The organism is Hominifimenecus sp. rT4P-3, assembly GCF_051055405.1.
Classification (GTDB): domain Bacteria; phylum Bacillota; class Clostridia; order Lachnospirales; family Lachnospiraceae; genus Pseudolachnospira.
This window is the reverse complement of sequence record NZ_CP167068.1, coordinates 2,834,733-2,860,000: the sequence shown is the minus strand read 5'-3', so window position 1 is coordinate 2,860,000 and position 25,268 is coordinate 2,834,733. Positions and strand designations below refer to the sequence as shown.

Genomic DNA, 25,268 nt, shown 5'->3' with positions numbered 1-25,268 from the left:
ACGGTCCGGCGAGTTATTTTTACTGGCAAGGTTAAGTTCTTAAGGAATGGAGCCGAAGGGAAACCAAGTCTGAATAGGGCGCAAGTCAGTGGAAATAGACCCGAAACCGGGTGATCTATCCATGTCCAGGTTGAAGCGGGAGTAAAATCCTGTGGAGGACCGAACCCACATCCGTTGAAAAGGGTGGGGATGAGGTGTGGATAGGGGAGAAATTCCAATCGAACCCGGAGATAGCTGGTTCTCCTCGAAATAGCTTTAGGGCTAGCCTCGATTAAGTCTGCTGGAGGTAGAGCACTGAATTTCCGCGGGGGCGTCAAAGCTTACCAAAGAATATCAAACTCCGAATGCCAGCCAGATGCTGATCGGGAGTCAGACTGCACGAGATAAGTTGGGTAGTCAAAAGGGAAAGAGCCCAGACCACCGGCTAAGGTCCCAAAGTACGTGTTAAGTGGAAAAGGATGTGGGGTTTCGAAAACAGCTAGGATGTTGGCTCAGAAGCAGCCATACATTAAAAGAGTGCGTAATAGCTCACTAGTCGAGAGGCCCTGCGCCGAAAATGTCCGGGGCTAAAACACGTCACCGAAGCCATGGAATCTAAATAGATTGGTAGAGGAGCATTCTTAAATTGGTGAAGCAGTACCGGAAGGAGCTGTGGAGAGTTAAGAAGAGAGAATGCCGGAATGAGTAGCGAGAGGAAGGTGGGAATCCTTCCGGCCGAATATCCAAGGTTTCCAGAGTAAAGCTGATCTGCTCTGGGGAAGTCGGGACCTAAGGCGAGGCCGCAAGGCGTAGTCGATGGACAACAGGTTGAGATTCCTGTACTGCAATATAACAGAACTGTGGGGACGCAGAGGGATAGGTGAAGCCGGGAATGAGAAAACCGGTGCAAGCGAGGTAGGAGTACGTAAGGAAAAGCCGGCGTACAATCCGAATACGTGATGCGAAGCGAACAAAAGTAGTGAAGTCACTGATTCCAGCTGCCAAGAAAAGCCGCTATTGTTTGTATTGTACCCGTACCGTAAACCGACACAGGTGGATGAGGAGAGAATCCTAAGGCCGACGGGAGAAGCATTGTTAAGGAACTCGGCAAAATGACCCCGTAACTTCGGGAGAAGGGGTGCCAGGGAGACCTGGCCGCAGAGAATTGGCCCAAGCAACTGTTTAGCAAAAACACAGGTATATGCAAAACCGAAAGGTGAGGTATATGTGCTGACGCCTGCCCGGTGCTGGAAGGTTAAGGGGAGGGCTTAGCGGAAACGCGAAGGTCTGAACTTAAGCCCCAGTAAACGGCGGCCGTAACTATAACGGTCCTAAGGTAGCGAAATTCCTTGTCGGGTAAGTTCCGACCCGCACGAAAGGCGTAATGATTTGGGCACTGTCTCAACAATGCACCCGGTGAAATTGAAGTACCAGTGAAGATGCTGGTTACCTGCGCCAGGACGGAAAGACCCCATGGAGCTTTACTCTAGTTTGATACTGGGATTCGGTACTATCTGTACAGGATAGGTGGGAGGCTAAGAATTGGTGACGCCAGTTGCCAAGGAGCCGCTGTTGGGATACCACCCTTGTAGTACTGGATTTCTAACCTGCCGCCGTGACCCGGCGGAGGGACAATGTCTGACGGGGAGTTTGACTGGGGCGGTCGCCTCCGAAAGAGTATCGGAGGCGCTCAAAGGTCCTCTCAGGATGGTTGGAAACCATCCGAAGAGTGCAAAGGCAGAAGAGGGCTTGACTGCGACACCGACGGGTGGAGCAGGTACGAAAGTAGGACTTAGTGATCCGGTGGTAGAAAGTGGGATTGCCATCGCTCAACGGATAAAAGCTACCCTGGGGATAACAGGCTTATCACTCCCAAGAGTTCACATCGACGGAGTGGTTTGGCACCTCGATGTCGGCTCATCGCATCCTGGAGCTGTAGCAGGTTCCAAGGGTTGGGCTGTTCGCCCATTAAAGCGGTACGCGAGCTGGGTTCAGAACGTCGTGAGACAGTTCGGTCCCTATCCGGCGCGGGCGTAGGATATTTGAGAGGAGCTGTCCTTAGTACGAGAGGACCGGGATGGACAGACCGCTGGTGTACCAGTTGGGTATCAAACCCAGAGCTGGGTAGCCAAGTCTGGAAGGGATAAACGCTGAAGGCATCTAAGCGTGAAGCCCCCCTCAAGATGAGATATCCCTTCTGAAAAGAAATAAGACCCCTTGAAGACGACGAGGTAGATAGGGCAGAGGTGGAAGTACAGTAATGTATGTAGCTGACTGTCACTAATCGGTCGAAGGCTTGACCTCAAGCAAAGGAATTTGATGTAAAGAATTTTCGGTATGCAGTTTTGAAGGTGTAATCGAGCGGGTAGTGGAGACTGCCCGTTTCTTTGTTATCTAAAGGGAAAGCCGGAGAGATAGCGAAGGCGCCGATCAAACAAAGTAATCCTCCTTAGCTCAGTCGGTAGAGCATGCGGCTGTTAACCGCAGTGTCGTTGGTTCGAGTCCAACAGGGGGAGCGAAAGTCCTTAGATGATACATCTAGGGACTTTTATTATTCTATAGGAAATTCCAACGGAATTTCCTATAGAATAATAAAGCGCTCCGCTAGTGGAACTTCCTCTACGAAATATTTTGTTTTTAATTAGGAAGCTTTGTTTTCTATTAAAGAGCGCTTGGTTAAGAATATATGCAAGCGTATCAGCGATCGGCAATATCTTTTGAAAAGTTTTTTGGCTTTATAAAAATAAAAAAATAACCCTGAGATTTGTTCTCAGGGTTTTCAAGGCGACTGCCGGAATCGAACCGGCGATAGAGGTGTTGCAGACCTTTGCCTTACCGCTTGGCTAAGTCGCCATATTCTATTATATGCACAGCCTCTCGGCGTTAGCACGAATGACTCCGACGGGAATCGAACCCGTGTTACCGCCGTGAAAGGGCGATGTCTTAACCGCTTGACCACGGAGCCGTAACATTCTCCCTTCGGGAGAGCGACCTTTATAAGAATAGCATATCTGCTCTTGAAATGCAAGGGATTTTTTCATTTTTTTCGTTGTCGTTCATGGTAAGGATTTTCGACTAATTGAACTGTCTGTATCGAAAGACGAAAAAGGTAGAAAAAACTGAAAATTACGGGGGGGGGGTAGAAAAGTGTATACAAAATTATACCAAAATCAACTGTTAAAGATTATATATTCAAAAAATATAAGAAATAGTATTGACGATTTTGTTGGAAAGTGGTATATAAAAATCAACTGCACAATTTTAGCGCTTGGACAGGCAAGTTTTGCATGGACAGGCGTGCTTTTGCGTCTCATAAAGAACATGATAGAAAGAGAGGATGGACATGCGAAAACGAAAGTGGACTAAAAAAGCGATGAGCATACTTCTATGTCTCGCTATGATACTGGGGTTGGGCGTGAACTACGCTCCGTCGGTACGTGCAGCCAGCATTGACGTAGGTGCAAACCCTACCCCAAAGATTGACATCGCGGTGTCGGTGCCCAGCGACTATCCGGGAACTTTCCTTGAATTTAAGCAGGAGTTAGCGGACAAGCTGGTAGAGCAAGGGCTCAGCCCCAGCGACTTCCGTATTACCACTACGGCAGTTGCAATCGATACTACCGATACCAGCGGCTGGTATGTGTATGACCACTACCGCGATCAGGGTACATACAATGCGCTTGGTCTGGCTGCCGACCAGAAGCTGAAGCAGCCTTTTCGGCAGGCGGATAACTCGCATACAAATGGTACCGGTACGATTGAGAGTTATTTTAAGAATAACACCAATACTACTGGCAACCAATGTAAAAACTTCGACAAGCATATTTACTCTTATGTAGATGACGAAGGAAAAGCGAGCATGGTGTTTGCAGGATACGGGACCAATGCGCTTTCCGACTACATGATATATCCTGCGGCAAGCAATGCAAGAAGAAACTTCAGCTTTGATATCAATCCCGCGGTTATTGATACCCATACACTGGGAAGCTACGGTTTCTTCCTCAACGCTGGAATCAACGGCGGTAATGTGCAGGGCTACGCGCTTGTGTTTGCTGCCGGAAGCAATGCTTGTACTTTGCAGAAGATCAATGTCGGTGTTAACAATGCGAGTATGAGCGGCTCTGCTGTAACTTCTTTGCCGTCAATGAACTTCGGCCCGAAAAACACGGTTCGTCTTACGGTTGAACTGAATAAAGACAGCGTTACGGTTCAGTATCAGGCCTATGACGCGAGCGGCAACCTTGGAGCTGTTACTGACCTTCTGAGAGATCAACATTTGGATGATACTGGATTCAACGGCTTTGGTCCTTTGGTCAACTATGTACAACACGGCTGTGGTTCGCTTTCCATAATGAAGTTTGTAGACCTTGAGATGAGCTATGAGGCAAGTGCCTTTGACGCGCTGAAGAATGTGCAGTATTACGAAGGCGCGGACTACAAATACTTCATCAACCTGACAGGCGACAAGAACGACCCTCAGATCCCTGAGGAGGAGAAGTACGGCAAGCCAAACGAAAACTACACCGATGGTATCAACCGTATGAACGAGAAGGAGATCTTCTACATCTCCAATACCGACGACGGTAGGATCGTTACGGATACCACCAAAGACAGTGACGGCAAGATTACTCACCAGGGTCTCGGTTCCACCAATGGCTTCTATGCTCCCGGTGATAACTATACCGAGATGATGGCACAGTTTATTGCCCAGAACTTCAAAGAGGGCAAGAAATTCCAGAAGGCTGAAGTTGATTCCGATCTGCCTCTGGCGAACTTCTATATTAAAGATGCGTCTACTGCCGATGAGCAGATGATGACGATCCACCTGCAGCACCTTGTCAATGCGGCCAAGTACAACGAGACGCATACCGATAAGCAGCAGGATACGGTCAGCGTCAATATTTTTGACCAGTCCCGTATCGGCTCTTTGTCCGGCGCAGACGGCCGTCTTGCAAAATGGACGCTGACGGTTACCGACCCTGACAATACTGTTGTTACAGGATTTAATAAGGTAGCAGTCGACGATCCCTCAAAGCTTCCCGACTTTGTATTTACCAAGGATTCCAAGCAGGGAAGATACACCTTTACCCTTGAGGTCGAGGATCAGGCCGGTAATAAGTCAAAGGATTTCTCAACCTATGTTACCGCTTTCCTTGACAACATGCATCCTTATATTGAGGGTGAGAATACCGGTAGAAACATTGCGACGATTACTCTTACCGATACCGGTTCGGGTATAGACGAAGATGGTATCACCTTTATCGAGGACGACCGTGGTTCCGGTGTCGCAGCTTACTGGGTGACCAATGATAAAGATGCTGAGCCTACAGAGGATGACTGGGAGAAGCTGCCCTTTGCACAGCATACGACCTCCTTTGATTATGAAATAACCGATACGCTGCCGCTGGTCGTATGGGTCAGAGACGAATGCGGCAATGTCGGTAATAAGGCTGTGTTCCAGCCTACCCATGTACAGGTTCAGGATCCCGACGGCAACCCCATCGACGACTACTATGTTATCGGTGAGAAGCCTATTATCGTACTTCCTCCGGATGATGAGGTGCCGGACCCTGAGGATCCCGAAAACCAGCAGTTCAGCGGTTGGGAGACCCCCGGCGGCGACCCTGTGACTCCCGGTACGACCCCTGATCCCAAGGATAACGAGATCATTATCAGACCTTCTTATTCTACGGATTATGCAAACATGATATATCTTGCCAACGGCGGTACCTTCAGCACCCCCGGACTGGCAGATCCCGCACAGGCTCCCTACAGAGTCGTTTCCGGCTCCAGTATTCTGAAGAAGGTAGACGATCATAATGTACTTCCTAGCCGCGAGGGCTATTCCTTTAACGGATGGAAGCTGCTCAAGAGCGACAACGCGGAAAATGCCGCGAATGAGACATACATCAACAATGCGGCGAATGTGGAAGTGGTATCCGAGCAGCTCGCGAAACTTGTTAAGACTGAAGATGGCGTGGTGACAAGAGAGAACTACTATCTTGTGGCTCAGTGGAAGATCGGCGCGTATACTCTTCGTCTTGATCCGAACGGCGGTTCTGCGGGTAATATCAAGACCATAGAGGATATCCCTTATCAGGCGAATATCGGAACGCTCAAATCTCCTGCTGTGCCTGTAAGCGGACGTGGTATTCCTACAAAGCCCGGTTATATTTTCCAGGGCTGGTCTGAGTCCAAGGACAACGACAGGACGAAGCTATTTAAGGTGGCTCAGGGTGTTACCGGCGTAACTCCTGTTGCAGCTCCTCTTATGCCTTCCTCTGACAAGACCATTTATGCAGTATGGATTGAGGATACAAACAAGTTTGTTGTTGACTTCGATTCCAACGGCGGCAGCCGTATTACCGATCACTCCTATTTGCGTGCTTCCGCTACGAACTATACTACCTTCTTTAAGCCTTCCCGCACAGGCTATACCTTCGAGGGCTGGTTTGAGAAGATCGTTGATGAGGACGGAAACGTGACCATGGGCACTACGCCATATGTCGGCGGCGAGACCTTTATCAAGAAGGATCCTCACACCTTCATAGCCAAGTGGACGCCTAACCATGACACAAAATATTCTGTTGACTATTACATCAACTCCGGCAATGTGGACGCAAACGGCGACTACATTTACACAAGGGTAAATGACAATACGCTCAACAAGACTTATACGGGTACAACAGAGGCGAAGGCTACCGTATCCGATGCGGACAAGCTTGCTGAGATCACGGTCGGTTCCGCTACCTATTGGTTTGATGCGGAAAACTCGGGAAATGTTCTTGAGGGAACGATTACAGGCAGCCCTGCGCTTGTTCTCAAACTGTATTATGACAGATACTTTGATGTAAGTGCTGCCAAGAAGGGTGATGGTACCGTTACCGGCGCTACCGGTATAAAAGAGGGCCAGAACACCTCTGTTTCATGGGCAGCGGCTGAGGGCAGCTATGTTACCAAGGTCGTTATCGATGGCACGATACGCGACGATCTGATAAAAGCTAACGGCTATACTTTTGAGATAGACGGCGGCTTCCATGAGAACCACAGCGTTTATGTGGAGTTTACAAAGGAAGCTGAGCAGCCGAAACCGAACCCGAAGCCAACCCCTGGCGGTGATCCGGTTGAGAAGTATTATGAAGTCAGAACTTCGGTAGTAGGATGCACGGATAACACTAAGTATTCCATTACACCTACCACAAGCGTGAAAGCCGGTGAGGATTTCTCGGTTCAGTGGGAGCTCAAGGATGCCAAGTATAAAGTCGTGAAGGTAGAAGTGGACGGCGTTGTTTACAATACCTCCGACAGCACGGTTCAATTTACCGGAATCCAGGCGGATCATTCGGTTGTTGTTACCGTCGAGGCGCTGCCTACGATCGGCGGCAGTACTACCGAAGGAAAGTACACTGTCACGGTAAACCGTTATGGCTATAGCGGCGATGACGTGGAAATCAGCAAGAGCTTGGTAGTAGACGCTGGAGAGAAGGCAACGGTATCCTGGGATACGACGAAAAGCGAGTATAAGATTTACAAGGTGATGCTGGATGGAGAGGAACTGAACCTGACAGACAAACAGCTGGAGAAGATGAACTACTCCAAAAAGCCTTTGACTAACGTTCAGACCAACCACGTAGTGGATATTTACCTGGCAAAACCCGATGATACTACGGGAGAGATTGCTCCTCCGGATTTCAACGATGAGAAGTACATTCAGTTGACGACCAAGCTGGTTGGCGGTCCTGGTGAAATCACAGGCGGCGCCGTAATCAGTCAGGGTGAGGATTATAAGGTAGACTGGGATGTTGTTGTTCCTGACAGCGACCCGGATTCTCCGAATTACACTTATTATGAAGTGGAAAAGGTTGTGGTAGACGGCGAAACCGTGACACCAACCGAGGATGGAAAGCTGGATCTCACTGACATCCAGAAAGATACGGAAGTGGAAGTGCATCTAAGGCCGGTTCTTCATAGAGTAACCATTTTGAAGTACGGCGAAGGTACGGTTTCTCCTTCCAAAACAGTTTTCCATATGGCAAATTACAAGAACATTAAAGCTGAGCCTGCGAGCGGCTGGTCAACGGTTAAGATTATCGTAGATGGCAACGAAGTGTATAACTACGTTCCGCCGGAAACGATTGCGGAACTTCCGGCTCCGACGCCTACTGAGCCTCAGCAAAACGAACCGCAGGATTTGAACCAAGGAGCTCAGCCGGAAGAAACACCTGGCCAGAGTGAAGAAACGCAGCCGACGGAAGCCGAGTCTGTGGAGAATGAAACTCTAGCGGCTGATGTACCTGCAGAATCTTCTCAGGAAACAAGCGGAGAGATTTCTCCTTCGTCCGAAGAAGTGAGTACGCTTCCGAGAGAAGAGGAGACAGCACTGGAGAATCATTCGCTTCAGGCTGAAACAGTTGGCAGCGCGGCTGTGCTGAGCGCGCTGAGCTTAGATGAAGGAGAACCTGCACCCCTTGCGGATCCGGAACCAGTGCCTTCGATTCAGGATTTAAAGGAAATCGTAGAAGAGCATGTGATCAAGGTTTACTTTACGCAGAACAATGAGGATGGAGAGAAGACTCCGGCTCCGGCAGATGAAGTACTGCATCAGGTAAATGTAACGATTCAGGGTGGTCCGGGTAATATTGAGGTTGGACCTGCTCTCGTAGACGACGGCGGCGAGACGGAAGTAAAATGGACGATTACAGACTCCAATTACGAAGTAGAATCCGTTACGGTGAACGGCGTTCAGAGAGATGACGTGGATACCTTTACGCTGGAGAATATCACGGAAGATCAGAATGTCGTGATTGTTCTGAAGCAGAAACCTCTGAAAGACAATGATGTGGTAACGCCTCCTACGTTCCGTGAAGTGGTTCATCAGGTTACCGCTATCATCAAAGGCGACGGCGGCAGCATCACGGGCGGCGGCCAGGTTTCCGATGGCGCTGACAGAGAAGTGGCATGGTCCATTGATGAGGGTACGGAAGTAAAATACGTATTTGTCAATGGCGTTTTGAGAAATGATCTGATCGAGGATGGCAAAGTAGTTTTGAGCCAGATCAGCGAGGATCAGACCGTTGTTGTAACGATTGGTAAGCCGGATGTACCGCCTGTGAATGTGGATAAAGACGGAGACGGCGAACCGGATATCAACATCGATACGGACGACGATGGAAAGCCGGATGTGGACATCGATACGGATGGAGACGGCGAACCGGATATCAACGTCGATACGGATGATGACGGCGAACCGGATATCAATATCGATACGGACGACGATGGAAAGCCGGATGTGAACGTCGATACAGATGACGATGGCAAACCGGATATCAATATCGATACGGATGACGACGGAAAACCGGATATCAACATCGATACGGATGACGACGGAAAACCGGATGTAAACATCGATACGGATGACGACGGAAAACCGGATATCAACATCGATACGGATGACGACGGAAAACCGGATATCAACATCGATACGGACGACGACGGAAAACCGGATGTGAATATCGATACGGATGACGACGGAAAACCGGATGTGAACATCGATACGGATGACGACGGAAAACCGGATGTGAACATCGATACGAATGGAGATGGAAAGCCGGATATCAACATTGATACGAATGGAGATGGAAAGCCGGATATCAACATCGATACGGATAAGGATGGAAAGCCGGATATCAACATCGATACGAATGGAGATGGAAAGCCGGATATCAACATTGATATCGATGGAGACGGCAAACCGGATCTGAACATCGACACGGATGGAGATGGCAAGCCAGATGTGAACATCGATGCAGATGGAGATGGCAAGATTGACAAGATTGGAGGTACGGGAGCTGGTCCGAAGACGGGCGACGATACGAATCTCGTTCCTTTCATTGCGGTGCTGGTAGTAGCTGCAGCCGCTTTAGCAGTTGTGATCTTGAAAAAGAGAAAAGCTGCGGAGAAATAAAAATTTTACGGAGATGTAAAAATCTCAAATAAAAAGTTGGGTGTGATCTGCCGGGTTCGGCGTTCACACCCAATTTTGTTATTCCGGGGATTCCGGCCTCAAAAGCCCCTGAATAAAATTCTTTTTCTTTACAAGTCTGCCGGAATGTTTTTGTGCAGCATGCGATAATCGTTCGGCGAGTAACCGATTCGTTTGATAAAGAGTTTGGTAAAATGGGCTGGATTGTTATATCCTACGGTGTATGCGATTTCTGCAATAGAAAGATCGGTGTTGATCAACAACGCTTTTGACTTGCTAAACCGCACGTCGATTAAATAGTTAATCGGGGAAATCTGAAATTCTTTTTGAAGCAGATGACTGATGTGTCCGGCGCTCATATAAAAGCGCTGGGACAATGTCTCCAGAGAGATGTCTTCTGCATAGTGATTGTAAATATAGGATAAAATATCGCAGGCTAGGGGATTTTCCCGGACTTTCCAATAGGGTTTCGTATCTTTGTAATGTTTTCTCAGAAGGACTAACAAAGGGGATAGAATCATGCGTCCGAGTTCTGTATCCGGCTGTGGTTCTTGGTACATCCGCCAGAGCTCCATCATCGTACTGCAAAGATATGGCGTATGAGGTCCTTCTTTGATCAATGGATAAGAAGTGGGGAAAATAATATTATTTGATGCTTCTTTATCCTTCCAGTGGATATCAGATACCACTAAAGCCAGAGTTTTCATTGGGTTGTGGGGGCTGGAAGAACCTGAATGGATAAAACCGCTTTCGATGACAAGGATATCTCCTTTTTCCACGGAAAAATGTTGATGATTGATCATGTAGATTCCGCTTCCGGAAGCAACATATACCAGTTCCGTGACATCTTTATGAAGATGAAACGTATAAGCCTGATCGGTCAGATTGTAGTCCAGATGTATCCGTTCGATCTTAGGAAGACAGCTGTCAAAGTAGTCCTGAAAAAACATAAAAACTCCTTTCTAAAATCAACAAAAGTCAAAAACGGAAACAGCATTTGGGTGCCCTCATCTTAACATAATTCCTCTAGAATCGCAAGATAGTTCATATGGAATCCAAAAGAAAAATGATTTTTTTGTTGAAAAACGTGACTTCTTTTCGAGACGAATATGAAGATAATTTGGGGAACAAGTAAGGATAGAGGATGGAAAATCAGAGGCCTCTAAATTATAATTTTGCTTATAAAAACAACGGGCCGAAATGAAATGATAAAGCCCAAAACAGCAAGAGGGTAGCAGATATGAAAATCACAAAAATTGAAGTCTTAAAGGTGAAAACGGCGCGTCCTACCTGGCGTCCGGTATATTGCCGGATCTATACGGACGAAGGGATTTACGGAGACGGAGAAGCCGCGTTGGCTTATGGACGTGCGGCGGACGCAGGATTTGCGGCAGTAAAGGAATTTGCCAGTCTGGTTATCGGTATGGACCCTTTGAAAAACGAGGTAATCTGGGATAAGCTGTATAAAACTACTTTTTGGGGACAAAATGGAGGCCCGGTAATTTTTGCAGCGATCGGTGCAATTGATATGGCTCTTTGGGATATCAAAGGAAAATATTTTAACGTGCCGGTTCATGCTCTGCTGGGCGGGGCGCGCAGAGACAAGCTTCGCTCTTACGCCAGTCAGCTGCAGAACGGCTGGGAAAATAACAAAGAGGATTATGTATTTCAGTATACGCCGGAAGATTTTGCCGACGCGGCGAGAAAGGCTGTGGCGGAAGGCTACGATGCGGTGAAATTTGATTTCTTTGAGAAAAAACCGGACAGAGGGGCTTTTGATACGGAAGACCGAAGATGTTTTGTCTTGCCAAAGGATTTACATATGATGGAAGACCGGTTGGCTGCGGTTCGGGAAGCGGTTGGACCGGAGGTGGACATCATTGCCGAAGCCCATTCCCGTATGGATGCTCCCGGCGCAATCCGATACGCAAAGATTCTGGAAAAGTACGATGTAATGTTTTTTGAAGAACCGGATACGCCGACACCGTATATGACCAAGTATATTGCTGATCAAGTAAATATTCCTTTAGCCAGCGGAGAACGGGTCTACGGCAGATGGCAGTTTGTGCCGTACTTTGAAGATCGTTCCCTGCAAGTGATTCAACCGGATCTTGGAAACTGCGGCGGTTTTACGGAAGTAAAGAAAATCTGCGATATGGCTCACGCTTATGATGTGGCGGTACAAGCGCATATCTGCGCTAGCCCGCTGTCCACAACAGCAGCGATTCATCTAGAATCAGTCATTCCAAACTTTGTGATTCATGAGCACCATATTGTGAATCGTATCACCTATAATATGGGACTTACCACAGTAGATGAGCAACCTGTAAACGGCTATCTGGCCGTCCCGAATGCCCCCGGCTTAGGAAATGAAATCAGCGAGCAGGCATATAAACAGGCGGATACATTTGCTGTCGTAGAATAAAGAAACATAGGAGGGAGAAAAATGAAAAAAATAGTATCAATGGCTCTGGCGTTGACCATGTTGGCAACAGTCTGCACCGGGTGCCTGGGAGGCGGGACGGATACCACGACGGCTGCGGCGGATACGACGGCAGCTGCTGGCGCGACAACTGGGGCTGCGGCAGATACGACGGCTGCAGCGGGAGAAAGTACGGAAGCGGCAGGCGAAACCAATGCTTTGGCGGATGGCGCCATTGGGTTAAAGCTTTCCACAACAATGAAGCAGTTGGAGCTGACCACGGTTCCCAACGGCATGGGTGTTCAGGCAATGGACGACGGCCTTCGGGAGAAGAGCGGTGGAACGCTCTATCTGGACATGTATCTGGACGGCGTGCTGGGAAGCAGCGCGGATGAGCTGATCGGAGGCGCTCAAAACGGCGCGTTTGACATGATCGCGTTGTCCTTTGGCAGCTGGGGCGATTATACGGATGCTTTTGCACCGCTGTCGATTCCTTACCTGTTTACCAGCTCCGAACAGCTCTATCAATTTATTGATGGAGAAATCGGCGATGAAATCAAGGCCAAAGTGGAAGCGGATACCGGCATGGTAGTTCTGGCGTTCTTAGACGTAGGATTCCGAAATGTAACCAACAACCGGGGACCCATCAAAACCCCGGATGATATGAAGGGATTAAAGATTCGTACCTTGAATGACAGATACCAGATCGCGGCGATGGAAGCTCTAGGCGCTTCCACTCAGCAGACCAGCTTTTCCGAGCTGTACAGCGCGCTGCAGCAGGGCCTGGTGGATGCCCAGGAAAATCCGATCATCAACACTTATACTTCCAAATTTTACGAAGTACAGAAATATATGACTTTGACCAGACATAATTACACCTTTACGGTCCTGGCCATCTCTCGTGCTGCGTTGGATCGTCTGACCCCGGAACAGCAGCAGATGGTAATGGATATGGGAAAAGTTGCCGAGGATACCTGCCGTTCTCAGCTGGCGGCAAAAGAAACAGAGATTCTTTCGGAACTGAGTCAGAAAATGGAAATCTATGATCCTACGGTGGAAGAGCTGGAGAAATTCCAGGAAGTAGCGAAAACGTCCTGGGGACAGATCGAGCAGGATATGGGCAGTGAAGCCTTTAACCGTTATGTAAACGCTGCTAATGAAATTGCGGAGTCTTTAAAATAGCTCTTTGGAAAATGTTTCGGGCGGTAAAATACTCACGAAGGAGCCGGTGGATAGAGAAGGGCCACCGGCTTACCTTCGAAAAGCCTACCTTCCGTTGACAAGAGCATACACGGTCAGGACAGAGCATGCTCTTGTCAACGGAAGGTATATTTTTACGATGAGGTAAACGGATGAAAGAGAAATTCAGTATCAAGAAATTTTTGAATGAGTTTGAAATATATCTGGGAACAGTGGTTTTTTTGGTTTTGACGGTACTACTGACCATTCAGGTGATTTCCCGTTATGTCTTTAACAGCGCAATTACCTGGGCGGAAGAGCTGGCTGTCATCATGTTTGTCTGGTTGATTTATCTAGGCGTCGCCGGGGCGGTTACAAACCGGAAGCATTTAAAAATTGACGCTCTGATCAACGCGGTTCCTTTTCGAGTGAAACGGGTATTGCTGATTTTAGATAATGTGATTACTTTTGGATTCTGCGCTTTTGTCATCTTTCCTTTTAGTCAGTTGATCGTGAACCTGGCGGGCAGCGGGACAAAAACTTCTCTGCTGCGCCTGCCGAAGGCCGTGATCTATAGCATTGTCCCGTTTTGTCTGGCTTTGACTTGTATCCGCCTGATCCAGGATACCGTCAAACTGACGAAAGAAAGTGAAAAAGAGCTTGGCAGCTCTAAGCCGACGATTGATATCGAGGCTCTGGAAGCAAAGGCGGAAGAATTACGTCGGGGACAGACGCTGAATCGAAAGGAGAGTGAAAAATAATGGGAGTAGCCGTATTATTTATCGTAATGGCAGTTACGCTGGCAATCGGTGTTCCAATCGGCGTGAGCCTGGCTCTTTCCATGTATGCGTTATTGCTTGTAGAACCGGTGACAACCAGCGCGTTTATCGCCCAATCCATGTATTCCGGCGTAGCGTCTTTCACAATGCTGGCTCTGCCGTTCTTCGTCTTGGCAGGCGGAATCATGGATACCGGCGGGATTTCAAAACGGATTGTCTCCGTGGCCAATGCCATGATCGGCAATGTAACCGGCGGTTTGGGAATCGTTACCATCGTGGCCTGCATGTTCTTTGGGGCAATTTCTGGTTCGGCTCCGGCGACGGTGGCTGCTATCGGCGCAATTATGATTCCTAGTATGATTATCAATGGGTATGATAAGGCGTATGCGACCGGTCTGGTGGCTGTGGCGGGAAGTTTGGGCGTTGTGGTGCCTCCCAGCTATCCGATGGTCATCTACGGCGTCACCAATAATGTCTCGATCAGCGCATTATTCATGGCGGGAATCGGGCCTGCATTGGTCGTGGGCGGTGTATTGATGATCTTTAATTACTTCTATGCGAAAAAGCACGGCTTAAAAGGCTCCGGTGAAAAGTTTCATGTCAAAAATCTGTTGAAGGCGATTTGGCAGGCGAAAGCGGCTCTTTTAATGCCAGTCATCATTCTCGGAGGTATCTACAGCGGTATCTTTACGGCCACGGAAGCCGCGGTGGTTTCCGTGGTATACGGAATTTTTGTGGGATTATTTGTTTATCGGGAGATCTCATTGAAAGCCGTGATTGCCCTCTTTAAAGATAACGTGGCCTTTATCGGCGGCATGATGTTTACGTTCGCGCCGGCGGCCGCTCTGGGCAGTGTGTTCTCCTACTTGGGCGTGCAAAAGGCGATCAGCAGCTTCTTTTTGGGAATTTCTACGAATCCTTATATTGTGCTGCTTTTCATCTTTATCATTCTGGCGATTGCCGGTATGTTCATTCAGACCACGCCTTGCACGATTATTCTCTCTCCGATTTTACTGGCGATTGCCCAGTCGGTGGGCATTAACCCGGTTCATTTCGGCGTGATTATGACCTTGGCCCTTTGCATTGCTTTTGTTACGCCTCCGGTTGCCTCCAATTTGTTTGTGGCGATGACCATGACGGGGCTTAGTATGAATAAGCTGGTGAAGATCGCTTGGCCGCTGATTGTGGCGCTGTTTATCTGTTTGTTTATCTGTGGCTACATTCCTCAGATTAGTCTGGGAATTCTGGATTTGTTCGGCGTTCCTTATTAAATGTTTCCAATATAGCCAGCGGTTTTAGAAAAAATCCTCCTTGGGTTAGACGAAGGTCTAACAAGGGGGATTTTTTTGTTTCTTGAAAGTTGTGGATAATGGGTATTGCCAATCGGCATTCATGTGGATAAAACTGCGAAAATTCAAAGAATAAAATACCTAGTAATGTAATTTGGCATATGGTATAATATTATTGGAAAATTAGAAGATATACGGGAGTTAAGATAAATGAGTAGTCAAGAGACATTATCTATAACCAAATTGCAAAGAATGTGTGCTAGATCTGAATATCTGGAAGAATCAGATATTCATATGAATGACAAAACTGTTTCATGGGACGGAAATATTATATACTATAAAGGCAAAAAGCCAACTGCAACTGGAAATGAATTTCTTATTCCTGTTCAAGTGAAGGGAAAAGAATATGATATTTTACCAGAGGCAGATAGTATAGGATACTCGGTAGAAACGAGATATTTAAAAAATGGCGGTATAATATTTTTTGTTGATGCGATCGCAAAGACAGAAGGTAGCGAAAAAATGTATGCAAAAATATTATTGCCGGTAGATATTATAAGTATAATGAAAGGGAAAAAAGAGTAGAAAAATATTACGATATATTTGGATTTGTGAAGCAGTCTGTGTAGATAATGAATAGATCCAAAAAGGAATGAAGGGAAGGAAGAAGAATATGAACGAAAAATATGGACCTACTCCCTACGAAACAAGGGAAATCTTGTTTTATAAAACGGATAATGGCGATGTTCGGGTTGAGATTCTTTTATATCAGGAAAATCTTTGGCTGACACAGGCAAAAATGGCGGAATTGTTTGAAGTCCAGAAAGCGGCCATTTCAAAACATCTGAAAAATATTTTTGAATCGGGTGAACTTCTTGAAGAATCAGTTGTTTCCAAAATGGAAACAACTGCGGCAGATGGCAAGCGATATAATACAAACTACTATAATCTGGATGCCATTATCGCCGTCGGATACCGTGTGAATTCCAGAAAAGCCACTATGTTCCGAATTTGGGCAAACCGTGTATTAAAAGAGTTCATTATCAAGGGTTATGTGATGGATGATGAACGGCTACGGGATCCGGAAAACTTTTTTGGAAAAGACTATTTTGAGGAACAGTTGGAGCGTATTCGTGACATTCGCTCCAGTGAACGCCGTTTTTATCAGAAGATTACAGACATTTACTCTCAATGCAGCGCTGACTATGATGTAAATAGCCCCATTACGAAAGAGTTTTTTGCAACTGTGCAGAACAAACTCCACTACGCTGTTACCCACCATACGGCGGCTGAAATTGTTTACGGACGAGCCGACGGCACAAAACCCAATATGGGCTTAACCACTTGGAAAAATGCTCCGCAAGGCCGCATCCGCAAGTCGGATGTTTCGATTGCAAAAAACTACTTAAACGAAGCAGAAATGACCAATCTGAACGAGATCGTGACGATGTATCTGGACTATGCCGAGAGACAGGCACGACGTGGAAATATTATGTATATGCAGGATTGGGTCAGCCGTTTGGATGCGTTCCTCCAGTTCAATGAAGAAGATATTTTGCAAAACAGGGGCAAAGTGACCGCAGCGATTGCCAAAGCATTTGCAGAAAACGAATTTGAAAAATTCCGTGTTTTGCAGGACAGAACATATCAGAGCGATTTTGATCTTCTTGTTGCTAGTATGGAAGAACATCAAGAGTAGTGCAGACGACTATCCATTTCGTGTATCTCAAGGTTACAAAATGCCCGTTATCAGCCATATAGCCGATAACGGGCATTTCTCGTAACAGGTTGTATTGTACGGGAACTGGGCGGTTTGTTTTACTGCAAATTTTTTATCAAGCCGGATAGTGCTCCATATATTTGGTAAATTCGGAAACAGCGGACTGGCCCAGAAATTTTTTGCGGGTAACGTAATAGATCTCCCGGAAAACCGGCGGATGGAGCGGCAGCGCGACGAATCGGCTGTCCTGGAAGGTATCGGCCATGGCCTTGGAGCAAAATCCAGCTCCGATGCCGTCGGATACCAGCTGAACGGTTACCGCCGACTGGGTAGATTCACAGACTGTGCGGGGAACAATGTGTTCAGCGATAAAATGTTCCATAACCATTTGGTAGGAGGCGGAATCTTTTCCTGGAAGGATAATCGGAATATCTTTGAGATCCTTCCAGGAAATACTGCTTTGATAACTGAGGGGGTGGCCGGAGTGCATGATAACCATAATTTGATCAGTAATCATCCGGTGATAGGACAGGGCTGCATCCTGCAGTAACCTTTCCTCCGCAATGATAATACAACAGTCTAGTTCCTCCCTCTTTAACTTTTCTAACAGCGGCACGCTGCCGTCCGGCACCAGCTGCAATTCCAGATTCGGATATAGCTTCTGAAAATCATTGATATAGGAGTTAATTCCAAGATATCCCCAGATCCAGAGGACACCGATGGTCAAATGGCCTTTGTCTACAAAACGGTGGCGTTCCATTGTTGTGTGCAGGCGGTTCCAGCCCCTCAAAATGGAATCGGCAATTTCTACAAATTCCTTACCGGCAGTAGTCAGCATGACTCCGTGGCGTTGCCGGATAAACAGTTTTACTCCCAGCTCCTTCTCTAGCTCACGAATCTGCTGGGACAAGGCCGGTTGAGAGACATAGAGAGCCTGCGCCGCTGCGGAGAAACTTCCCAGCTGACTGATTTTTACCATATATTTTAGATGATGAATCTGCATGATTCCTCCTTTAATGATTTTTCCATAAGAAAGATAGATGGGATTCGGATTCCTTTCTGTAGGTGCCTATCACTATTATTTTTAGATATAATCATTGCTTATAGAAAAAACTATAAAAGACTATTTTTCTTTTGTCAAGAGTTTCGTTATAGTGTAGGTAACAAATAAAAGAAAGGAGACGGAGATGAATCGTACCTATCGGTATGACGTAGTGGTGGCAGGCGGAGGCTCCGCCGGCGTGGCAGCCGCTTTGGGGGCAGCCAGAGCTGGGGCGAAAACGCTTCTGATCGAGAGAAACCCCTATCTAGGGGGAGAAGCCACTCACGCGAATATTTTATCCTACTGTGGTTTTTATACCAGAGGGGAGAAGCCGAACCTGGTGGTAGGAGGCGTCGGTGTAGAGCTTTTGGAGCTGCTAAAGAAACTGGGGGAAGATATCTCGCCGGTGAAGTCGCTGACCGGGAATCATATTATTCCGATTCATCCGGAAGCTGTCAAGTATGGCCTGGATTTGATGATGGAAAATTCCTCCGTGGATGTACTGCTTCATTGCCAGTTGGCTCGTGTATACCGCCAGGGAGAACAGATCAGCGGCATCCTCTGTATGGACGACGAGGGAACGCTGGAAATCCAGGCGGATAGTTTTGTCGATGCGACGGGAGAGGCTAATGTAGCGTTTTTAGCTGGCTGCGATACTGTGCGCGGCGATGAAAAGGGCGCTCTGCAGTTGGCAACGATGGCTTTTCGGGTAGCGCATGTGGCGCCGGATGCCGAGATTGATTTGGCGTCAATCAAGGAGGCGATCCGTAAGGGCCGCGATGCTGGGATTCCGTTTTTGGTACGTGATGCCGGAGGGATGGCTTGGCGTCAAGGGGAAGACATCATGACCTTTTTTATTCCCAGCCATAGCCACCGGGATTTAAGCTGTGAAGAGTTGACAAAGGCTGAGATCAATGCCAGAAAACAAGCACGTGCCTATGTAGAGGCATTCCGGCGTTTTCTTCCTGGACTGGAGAAGGCTGTGTTGATTCAGACTGGGCCCAAAATCGGGATTCGGGAAGGGCGACGGATTGTAGGAAAATATGTCATGACCCCAGCGGAGGTTTTTGGGAAAAAACAAATTTTTGACGGGATTGCCAGATGCGGCTGGTCGCCGGAAATTCATAAAAGTATCGACAAGCTGGACTCTTACCAGAAGCTTCCCGACCACTTTTCTTTTTCCATTCCGCTGGATGCTCTGAGACCGAAAAACTGCCGGAATTTGTGGTGCGGCGGTCGAACGATTTCCTGCGATTCTGTTGCTTACGGCGCTGTGCGGGTGATGGGATGCGGCTTCGCTACCGGTCATGGTGCAGGCGTAGCCGCTGCTTTGGGCGCTGAGAAAGAAGAGAATTTGATGGCGATTCGGAGAGAATTGCTTCGCCAAAAGGCAATCCTGTAAAGGATAAAGTCATATTGGTAAGGCGTGTAGAAGTTGTGGAAAGTACCATAGAGAAAGGAGCATGCAATATGAATAAAAGATTGATTTCAATTTTAGCGGCATTGGCCTGTATCATCGGTTTTCGTTTTCTACCGCCGCCTGCCGGAATGAACGCTTATGGTATGGAGGTAGTCGGTATCCTGCTCGGGGCGATTATTTTCTGGCTGGCAGTGGATGTCGGTTGGCCCAGCGTCGTTATCGTGGCGGCCTTGATGGTTTCCGGGTTTAATACGGCCAAAGGCGTTTTAGCTGGAAGCTACGGAAACTGGATTATTCCGTTTTTGATTTGTACGTTTCTTGTTACCTATGCGTTGTCGAAGACGCCATTTTTAAAGCGGTGCGCGATTTTCTTCATCACAACGCCCATTGCAAAAAAGGGTCCTTGGTATTTTGTGGCAATGTTTTTTGCTTCCGTGATTTTCCTGGGAGCGTTTATGTCCCCTTCGGTGCTGTTCATCGTATTTCTTCCTATCGTAGAAGAAATTAATCGGGTGCTGAAGCAGGAAAAAGGAAGCCGTATCGGTCAGATGATGATGATGGGGCTGGTATTCAGTGCATCCATCGGAGCGGGCATCACCCCGATTTCCCATGTATTTCCTCTGGCGGGCATGAGTGTTTATGAATCCATGACGGGACAGGCAATCAGCTATGCCAATTACATGGCTTTTGGTATTCCTTGTGGCATCGTGATGTTCCTGGTGATGTTGTTGATGTTTAAACTGGTATATCGGGCTGACTTAAAGGAAATTGAGGGGGTAGACGCCTCCGAGTTAAAGAAGGCTTTGCCTCCGGTGGAAATGGGTGAGAAGATCTCGATTGCCGTTACCTGCCTGGTTGTATTTTTGTGGTTAGCGCCAGACATTTTAAAATCCATTGCACCCGCGGCTGCCTCTGCTATCTCCGACTTAGGAACAGCCTTCCCGCCGATGCTTGGAGCTTCCCTTCTGGCAATTTTTACTTACAAGGGAAAACCGCTGTTGAACTTTAATGAAGGAATGCAAAAAGGCGTGCCTTGGGGCAGTGTGATCATGTGTACGGCTACCAATGTTTTAGGATCAGCGTTAACCAATGAAGAAGTAGGCTTAAGCGCATTTTTGACGGAGAAGCTGTCGCCGGTGGCCAGCGGTCTGGCTCCGGTACTGATTATCGCGTTTTTCCTTCTTTGGGCGATGATTCAGACGAATCTCAGCTCCAATATTGTAACGATCACGATCTGTTCTACCATCGCAATACCCATTGCCATGGCGTCTTCAGGAGCTCTGAATACGCCGGCGTTGGTAGGCGTTATCTGCGCCATGGGCAGCTTTGCTTTCGCTACGCCTCCGGGACATGCCAATATCGGCATTGCCGCCGGAACCGGCTGGGCGTCCATGTCCTCTTTTGTAAAATACGGCGCGCTATTGGGACTTTTGGGAGTTTTGGTACTGTTAGGGGTAGGGTACCCGATTGCTTCTATGGTAATGTAAAAAATGATGGCTGCCGTTCCATAGACAAGCGGTTTATGGAACGGCAGTTTGCCGTTTTGATAAAGCTCCTATATCAATATATTTCGGAAGAAAGCGCAGGATAATTCCGATTTTACGGGAGAATGGGACGAAAATAAAGGGAAAAAAAGCAAAAAGACGTGGAGATATTTCAAGGGAGATGTACGAATAGTGGATAGAAAAAAAGGACAAAACCATTAAAATATAGATCAAAGAAGGAGGGCGAGAAGGTTCGGTTTTTCTTCAAAACAGAAAAATGGGTGATAAAAAGAAAAACGGGATAAAAAATGCCCCATATTGCTGGGGGAAATTATAGAAAATCGGGGAAAAGACACGGAAAACATCATTGGCATGAAATTTGCTGATTATAAATAGAGACGAAATGAACAGGCAGAAAGAGAGGAATATTTATGCGAGTTGTACTTTGCGGGGATTTTTTGTTTTCCAGCAGAAATCTGGTGAATCGAATCGATCCGAAACTGGTGGAAATTTTTAAAAGCGCCGATGCGGTGTTTGCCAATGCGGAATTCAGCACGCCCCATCAGGATACGCCGCCGGGATTTACCATGTACCTGACGTCGGTTCATCCGGTTACGTTGAATGAGTTTGTAGATCTGAACATTAAACTGGTGAATTTCGCCAATAATCATACGGTGGACTATGGCTGGCGAGGGTGCCTGGATACCATCGAGGAGGCGGAAGCAAGAGACTTACAGGCCTGCGGCATCGGCCGCAATCTGTCGGATGCCCGGAAGGCAAAATTTCTGGATACGGCAAAGGGACGTGTGGGCGTAGTGGCGGCGTCTTCTACCTGGTCCGATCGCGCCCTGGGCGCGGATGCCAGTGCGGATACCGTGGCTCGTCCGGGGCTTGCACCGCTGCGCTGGGGGCATACATACTATGTGACCGAAGAGCAATTTGAGCAGCTGAAGGCAATCGATAAAGCCTGGGGAACTAGAGAAAGCATGGATGAAACCGGTCGGGTGGAGACCTGGGAGCCGCAGGGGGAGAATAGCTTTAAGCTGGGATCGGCCATGGAGCATTTCCTTTTTGTGGAAAAGGGAGAAAAGCCGGAGGTTCGGAATTATACGAATAAGGAGGATGAAGACGCGCTTCTTCGCAGTATCCGGGATGCTTCCCGCCGTTCCGACTATGTGGTTGCCAGTGTCCATTCCCATGAAGGGAAAAATGAAAACTGGTATTCGGATTATTCCCCGGAGTTTTTGGAGGATTTTGCCCATAAGGCGATTGACGCCGGCGCCAGCGTATTTGTCAGCCATGGTGCCCATTATCCCAGGGGGGTAGAAATCTATAAAGGAAAACCGATTTTCTATGATTTGGGAAGTACGGTCATGGAATTTGAAGCCGGAAATTCCATGGTTTCCCCAGAGATGTATCATACCTATCATCTTCCGGCGGATGCGTATCCGTCCGATCTGCACGGGTTCCGGGCAAGGTATGAGGACGGTACCTGGAAGGGCTTTTATGCAGAGCGTCGTTTCTCCGAGCATTTCGTGGTGGTCGTAGATATTGACGATGAGAGCGGAAAGGCGAAATATAGTCTGGTTCCCATTGATATTGACATGCAGCGGGAGAATCCCATCAAAAGAGGGCTTCCCATGGTTGCAGAACCGGCTGTGGCGGAGCATCTTGCGGAGGATATGAATCGCAGAAGCGATTGTTATGGAACGCGGTTCGAATATGATGCGGCTGACGGACGGATTTATTTTAGCAGAAAGTCCGGGGAAGCCTGATCGGGGGAGACAAGGGATACTGCCAAGAGGCAGAAGAAAGCGCAACTTTGCTCTTGCAGTTGGAATAGAATATGAGTATGATAGAACTATCGGACAGGCAGCCTTGAGCTGCCTGTTTGGCAATATTGCAAAAAGTGTCAGAGAGGAGTTGGTTCCATGAAACGTTTGGCTATCGTGGCATATTCCAAGTCCGCGCTGAAGGATTATTGCGATCTCTTTCGCCGTACTTTAAAGGACTATGTTACTATTTGTGGATACTGTATGGAAGACGGTTCTGTGTATACAGAGATCGACGCGGACTTGGTACTGGTATCCAGCGATGATATGTTCCAGATCGCCCGGAAGCAAGTATTGCCGGATACCAGGATCGTGCGGGCAAATCTGACTTTTTCACGAAAGGGCTACGAGGCCATTCAGGCGCTTCCGAAAGGCACCAAAGCCTTATTGGTGAATGTTAACATGAACCTCAGTCTGCAATGTGTAGAACAGCTTTACCATCTGGGAATTCGGGATATCGAGCTGATTCCTTATGCGCCTTATGTGGAAGTAAAGGAGAAAGCGGAAGTGGCCATTTCACCGGGAGAGCGGTGGAGTGTTCCTGTATATGTCAAGAAGATCATTGAAGTTGGAAAGCGTCAGATCGACATCGCTACGGTGGTATATGTTTTGGTGACGATGGATCTTGGGTTCTTGTTTCAATCCCCTGCCATTCAGGCATATTGCCGGGAGATTATTCCAGCCAATTATGGCTCTACCTATCAATATATCGATGAGCATAGAGGAAAGGACGAGGTGGAAAGCCGCGGACTGATTACCTTTAACGGCGTGGGAAAGATTAAAACGTATAACGCCCTTGCAAAGGAGATTTTCGGAATTCAGGGAGAAGAGATGGTCGGGGAGGACGTCATCCGGCTGTTTCCGAAAGAGGAAATCCGTCAGTCAGTCATGAATATGAAGCCGGGCCAGAAAAAACGCTACCAAATCCAAGGGCGTGAAGTCCTGATTCAGCTGTATCTGGAACGTTTCCAGCAGGACGGCGTTCTTAATTATATGACGGCAGAGTATGTCCCGGAAGGGAAAGTGAAACATCGCGTACCAGGGCGGGGATATACGGCAAAATACTGGTTTCCAGACATTATCACCCAGTCGGAACGGATGAAGAATCTGTTGGATCTGGCGGAGAAAAATGCAAAAAGCGAGTCTTCCATTTTGATCTGTGGGGAAAGCGGTACAGGGAAAGAACTGTTGGCGCAGTCGATCCACAATGGGTCTTCCCGAAAAAACAGGCCTTTTGTGGGGCTGAATTGCGCGTCCTTGCCGGAATCTTTATTGGAAAGCGAGCTGTTTGGCTATGAAGAAGGGGCATTTACCGGCGCGGTTCGGGGCGGGAAGCGCGGCTTATTTGAACAGGCAAACACGGGAACCTTATTTTTGGATGAAATCGGGGAGATGCCGATTCACTTGCAGACGAGACTTTTGCGCGTTCTGCAGGAAAAAGAAATCATGCGGATTGGCGGAGAGTGTGTGATCGATGTGGATGTGCGTATCATTGCGGCCACAAACCGGAACTTAAAGCAGCAACTGGAAGAAGGGTCGTTTCGGCGGGATCTCTATTATCGTCTAAATGTGATTCCGCTGAAGCTTCCTGCTTTGCGGGAACGGCCGGAGGACATTCCTCTTTTGATCGATACCTTTTTGCGGCAGTTAGGCGTTTCCTATCGGTTTACACCGGAAGCGATGGATTTTCTTCAGACTTATCGCTGGGAGGGAAATATCCGAGAACTGAGGAACTGCGTTGAGTATTTTTCCAATTGGAACCAGGAAGAAATCAGCAGGAAAGATTTGGATTCTCTGTTTGAGCCGGAGGAAGAGGAAACAGGGAAGCAGGAGGAGAGACCGCCGGAGGCCTTTTTGGATTTTGTCCTCCACACAAAACAGGAGGCGGCCCTTTCTTTTTTGGTTTTAGAGCAGATTCGCCTGCGGGCGGCGCAAGGGCAGGCGGCTGGGCGCAGAAGCCTGGTGGACGAACCCGCCCTGAAAAGCCAGGGCTGTACGGAGGCAAAGCTGCGGGGCGTCCTGCAGGAATTGGAACGGTTTGGACTGTTAGAAACCTCCCGTGGCCGCGGCGGAACATCTTTGACAGAGAAAGGATGGGAGATGGCAGAATTGTTAAAGGGATATTTGAAAACCCAATAAT

General features: G+C 47.8%; 13 protein-coding genes, 3 tRNA genes and 1 rRNA gene (1 of these 17 only partly in view). 13 read left to right on the top strand and 4 right to left on the bottom strand.

Annotated elements, in window-relative coordinates:
- A 23S ribosomal RNA gene (locus tag ACCC71_RS13120) occupies window positions 1–2,283 on the top strand (it extends 603 nt beyond the left edge of the window).
- A 139-nt stretch (window positions 2,284–2,422) separates the two neighbouring features.
- Window positions 2,423–2,495: transfer RNA gene (locus ACCC71_RS13115), tRNA-Asn, on the top strand.
- A gap of 266 nt (window positions 2,496–2,761) precedes the next feature.
- Here the strand turns inward: ACCC71_RS13115 and ACCC71_RS13110 are convergent.
- Window positions 2,762–2,832 (bottom strand) — tRNA-Cys (locus tag ACCC71_RS13110).
- A gap of 40 nt (window positions 2,833–2,872) precedes the next feature.
- Window positions 2,873–2,944: transfer RNA gene (locus ACCC71_RS13105), tRNA-Glu, on the bottom strand.
- 378 nt (window positions 2,945–3,322) lie between these two features.
- Here ACCC71_RS13105 and ACCC71_RS13100 point away from each other — a divergent pair.
- On the top strand, window positions 3,323–9,943 hold the full coding sequence (locus ACCC71_RS13100; RefSeq protein WP_434310074.1) for an InlB B-repeat-containing protein: 6,621 nt from the start codon (window positions 3,323–3,325) through the stop codon (window positions 9,941–9,943).
- 128 nt (window positions 9,944–10,071) lie between these two features.
- On the opposite strand, the gene ACCC71_RS13095 is transcribed toward ACCC71_RS13100, so the two are convergent.
- Window positions 10,072–10,911 carry an AraC family transcriptional regulator gene (locus ACCC71_RS13095; protein WP_434310073.1) on the bottom strand — a complete coding sequence of 280 codons (840 nt, stop codon included), beginning with the start codon at window positions 10,909–10,911 and terminating at the stop codon, window positions 10,072–10,074.
- Window positions 10,912–11,201: 290 nt separating this feature from the next.
- Here ACCC71_RS13095 and ACCC71_RS13090 point away from each other — a divergent pair, with 290 nt between their 5' ends.
- The 6 genes from ACCC71_RS13090 to ACCC71_RS13065 all read left to right on the top strand — a co-directional run bounded on the left by ACCC71_RS13090 (window position 11,202) and on the right by ACCC71_RS13065 (window position 17,329).
- Complete coding sequence (locus ACCC71_RS13090) at window positions 11,202–12,386, top strand: mandelate racemase/muconate lactonizing enzyme family protein (RefSeq protein WP_434310072.1); 1,185 nt, start codon at window positions 11,202–11,204, stop codon at window positions 12,384–12,386.
- A gap of 21 nt (window positions 12,387–12,407) precedes the next feature.
- Window positions 12,408–13,565, top strand: coding sequence for a TRAP transporter substrate-binding protein (locus ACCC71_RS13085; protein ID WP_434310071.1), 1,158 nt, complete (start codon window positions 12,408–12,410; stop codon window positions 13,563–13,565).
- 170 nt (window positions 13,566–13,735) lie between these two features.
- A complete protein-coding gene (locus ACCC71_RS13080) occupies window positions 13,736–14,323 on the top strand; it encodes a TRAP transporter small permease (RefSeq protein WP_434310070.1) in 588 nt (195 codons plus the stop codon).
- Window positions 14,323–15,612: a TRAP transporter large permease gene (locus ACCC71_RS13075; protein WP_434310069.1), complete on the top strand. Its 1,290-nt coding sequence runs from the start codon at window positions 14,323–14,325 to the stop codon at window positions 15,610–15,612. Before ACCC71_RS13080 ends, ACCC71_RS13075 begins: the two co-directional genes overlap by 1 nt.
- A gap of 228 nt (window positions 15,613–15,840) precedes the next feature.
- Window positions 15,841–16,215, top strand: a complete 375-nt coding sequence (locus tag ACCC71_RS13070) for a hypothetical protein (RefSeq protein WP_434310068.1) — start codon at window positions 15,841–15,843, stop codon at window positions 16,213–16,215.
- A gap of 88 nt (window positions 16,216–16,303) precedes the next feature.
- Window positions 16,304–17,329 (top strand): virulence RhuM family protein, encoded by a 1,026-nt coding sequence (locus tag ACCC71_RS13065; RefSeq protein ID WP_434310067.1) that lies wholly within the window; start codon window positions 16,304–16,306, stop codon window positions 17,327–17,329.
- A gap of 136 nt (window positions 17,330–17,465) precedes the next feature.
- Here the strand turns inward: ACCC71_RS13065 and ACCC71_RS13060 are convergent, their stop codons facing one another.
- Window positions 17,466–18,353: a LysR family transcriptional regulator gene (locus ACCC71_RS13060; protein WP_434310066.1), complete on the bottom strand. Its 888-nt coding sequence runs from the start codon at window positions 18,351–18,353 to the stop codon at window positions 17,466–17,468.
- A gap of 184 nt (window positions 18,354–18,537) precedes the next feature.
- Between ACCC71_RS13060 and ACCC71_RS13055 the strand changes: the two genes are divergently transcribed.
- The 4 genes from ACCC71_RS13055 to ACCC71_RS13040 all read left to right on the top strand — a co-directional run bounded on the left by ACCC71_RS13055 (window position 18,538) and on the right by ACCC71_RS13040 (window position 25,267).
- Complete coding sequence (locus tag ACCC71_RS13055) at window positions 18,538–19,794, top strand: FAD-dependent oxidoreductase (RefSeq protein ID WP_434310065.1); 1,257 nt, start codon at window positions 18,538–18,540, stop codon at window positions 19,792–19,794.
- 68 nt (window positions 19,795–19,862) lie between these two features.
- Entirely contained in the window at window positions 19,863–21,299 is a 1,437-nt protein-coding gene (locus ACCC71_RS13050) for an SLC13 family permease (RefSeq protein ID WP_434310064.1), read from the top strand.
- A 428-nt stretch (window positions 21,300–21,727) separates the two neighbouring features.
- A complete protein-coding gene (locus ACCC71_RS13045; protein ID WP_434310063.1) occupies window positions 21,728–23,071 on the top strand; it encodes a CapA family protein in 1,344 nt (447 codons plus the stop codon).
- A gap of 156 nt (window positions 23,072–23,227) precedes the next feature.
- Window positions 23,228–25,267 carry a sigma-54 interaction domain-containing protein gene (locus ACCC71_RS13040; RefSeq protein WP_434310062.1) on the top strand — a complete coding sequence of 680 codons (2,040 nt, stop codon included), beginning with the start codon at window positions 23,228–23,230 and terminating at the stop codon, window positions 25,265–25,267.
- The last annotated feature ends 1 nt before the right edge of the window (window position 25,268 follow it).